The organism is Terribacillus halophilus, assembly GCF_900101385.1.
Taxonomy (GTDB): Bacteria; Bacillota; Bacilli; order Bacillales; family Amphibacillaceae; genus Terribacillus; species Terribacillus halophilus.
Genome location: NZ_FMZB01000020.1, coordinates 1939 through 4971, shown reverse-complemented (window position 1 = coordinate 4971; position 3033 = coordinate 1939). Strand labels below are relative to the sequence as shown.

General features: G+C 52.4%; 1 rRNA gene. It reads right to left on the bottom strand.

What is annotated here, in order from left to right:
* Nucleotides 1-3 precede the first annotated feature (3 nt).
* Nucleotides 4-2928 (bottom strand): 23S ribosomal RNA (locus BLQ53_RS18550).
* Nucleotides 2929-3033 lie beyond the last annotated feature (105 nt).

Genomic DNA, 3033 nt, shown 5'->3' with positions numbered 1-3033 from the left:
TTTTTAGTTAAGTCCTCGATCGATTAGTATTCGTCAGCTGCACGTGTCACCACGCTTCCACCTCGAACCTATCTACCTCATCGTCTCTGAGGGATCTTACTCATTTAAAATGATGGGAAGTCTCATCTTGAGGGGGGCTTCATGCTTAGATGCTTTCAGCACTTATCCCTTCCGCACGTAGCTACCCAGCTGTGCTCCTGGCGGAACAACTGGTGCACCAGCGGTGCGTCCATCCCGGTCCTCTCGTACTAAGGACAGCTCCTCTCAAACTTCCAACGCCCACGACGGATAGGGACCGAACTGTCTCACGACGTTCTGAACCCAGCTCGCGTACCGCTTTAATGGGCGAACAGCCCAACCCTTGGGACCGACTACAGCCCCAGGATGCGATGAGCCGACATCGAGGTGCCAAACCTCCCCGTCGATGTGGACTCTTGGGGGAGATAAGCCTGTTATCCCCGGGGTAGCTTTTATCCGTTGAGCGACGGCCCTTCCATACGGCACCGCCGGATCACTAAGCCCGACTTTCGTCCCTGCTCGACTTGTAGGTCTCGCAGTCAAGCTCCCTTCTGCCTTTGCACGCTACGAATGATTTCCAACCATTCTGAGGGAACCTTTGGGCGCCTCCGTTACTCTTTGGGAGGCGACCGCCCCAGTCAAACTGCCCACCTGACACTGTCTCCGAACCGGATCACGGTTCTGGGTTAGAATGTCAATACAGCCAGGGTGGTATCCCACGGATGCCTCCACCGAAGCTGGCGCTCCGGCTTCTAAGGCTCCCACCTATCCTGTACAAGCTGTACCAACATTCCATATCAGGCTACAGTAAAGCTCCACGGGGTCTTTCCGTCCTGTCGCGGGTAATGCGCATCTTCACGCATAGTATAATTTCACCGGGTCTCTCGTTGAGACAGTGCCCAAGTCGTTGCACCTTTCGTGCGGGTCGGAACTTACCCGACAAGGAATTTCGCTACCTTAGGACCGTTATAGTTACGGCCGCCGTTTACTGGGGCTTCGGTTCACAGCTTCGGGACGAAGTCCCTAACCATTCCCCTTAACCTTCCAGCACCGGGCAGGTGTCAGCCCCTATACTTCGCCTTACGGCTTTGCAGAGACCTGTGTTTTTGCTAAACAGTCGCTTGGGCCTTTTCACTGCGGCTTCTCCTAAAAAGAAGCACCCCTTCTCCCGAAGTTACGGGGTCATTTTGCCGAGTTCCTTAACGAGAGTTCTCCCGATCATCTTCGGTTACTCACCGTGCCTACCTGTGTCGGTTTGCGGTACGGGCACCTATTTCCTCACTAGAGGCTTTTCTTGGCAGTGTGAAATCAGGAACTTCGGTACTAAATTTCCCTCCCCATAACCGCCTGGAATTGTGTTGAGTGGATTTGCCTGCTCAACTTCCTCACGGCTTGGACGCGCATGACCAGCAGCGCGCTTTCCCTATCCTCCTGCGTCCCCCCATCGTTCAAGCGGATTTAGGTGGTACAGGAATATCAACCTGTTATCCATCGCCTACGCCTTTCGGCCTCGGCTTAGGCCCCGACTAACCCTGAGCGGACGAGCCTTCCTCAGGAAACCTTGGGCTTTCGATGAAAGAGATTCTCACTCTTTTTTCGCTACTCATACCGGCATTCTCACTTCTAAGCGCTCCAGCCGTCCTCACGATCGACCTTCACCGCCCTTAGAACGCTCTCCTACCACTGACATCGTAGATGTCAATCCGCAGCTTCGGTGGTGTGTTTAGCCCCGGTATATTTTCGGCGCAGCGTCACTCGACCAGTGAGCTATTACGCACTCTTTCAATGATGGCTGCTTCTAAGCCAACATCCTGGTTGTCTAAGCAACGCCACATCCTTTTCCACTTAACACACACTTTGGGACCTTAGCTGGCGGTCTGGGCTGTTTCCCTTTCGACCATGAACCTTATCACCCATGGTCTGACTCCCAAAGTAGATTGATTGGCATTCGGAGTTTGACTGAATTCGGTAACCCGATGAGGGCCCCTAGTCCAATCAGTGCTCTACCTCCAACCATCATCCTTTGAGGCTAGCCCTAAAGCTATTTCGGAGAGAACCAGCTATCTCCGTGTTCGATTGGCATTTCACCCCTACCCACACCTCATCCCCGCACTTTTCAACGTGCGTGGGTTCGGGCCTCCAGTCAGTGTTACCTGACCTTCACCCTGGACATGGGTAGATCACACGGTTTCGGGTCTACGACCACCTACTATATCGCCCTATTCAGACTCGCTTTCGCTGCGGCTCCGTCTATACAACTTAACCTTGCAGGGGATCGTAACTCGCCGGTCCATTCTACAAAAGGTACGCCGTCACCCATTAACGGGCTTCGACTACTTGTAGGCACACGGTTTCAGGTTCTATTTCACTCCCCTTCCGGGGTGCTTTTCACCTTTCCCTCACGGTACTGGTTCACTATCGGTCACTAGGGAGTATTTAGCCTTGGGAGATGGTCCTCCCGGATTCCGACGGAATTTCACGTGTTCCGCCGTACTCAGGATACACTCCGGAGGAAACCATATTTCAAGTACAGGGCTCTTACCTTCTATGGCGGGCCATTCCAAGCCGCTTCGTCTACATGGTTTCTTTGTAACTCCAAAGGAGTGTCCTACAACCCCAGAAGGCAAGCCTTCTGGTTTGGGCTGATTCCGTTTCGCTCGCCGCTACTTGGGAAATCGCATTTGCTTTCTCTTCCTCCGGGTAATGAGATGTTTCAGTTCCCCGGGTCTGCCTCGTATTACCTATGTATTCAGTAATACGTACTATCCAACAACGGATAGCGGGTTCCCCCATTCGGAAATCTCCGGATCAAAGCTTACTTACAGCTCCCCGAAGCATATCGGTGTTAGTCCCGTCCTTCATCGGCTCCTAGTGCCAAGGCATCCACCGTGCGCCCTTCTTCACTTAACTAATAACGCATGATGCTAAAAATTTGCGACAATAAAAATTGTCTTGCTTTAAAGTTTGATGTTCTGGCATGTTGTTTCTTATCTAGTTTTCAAGGTTCATATATTA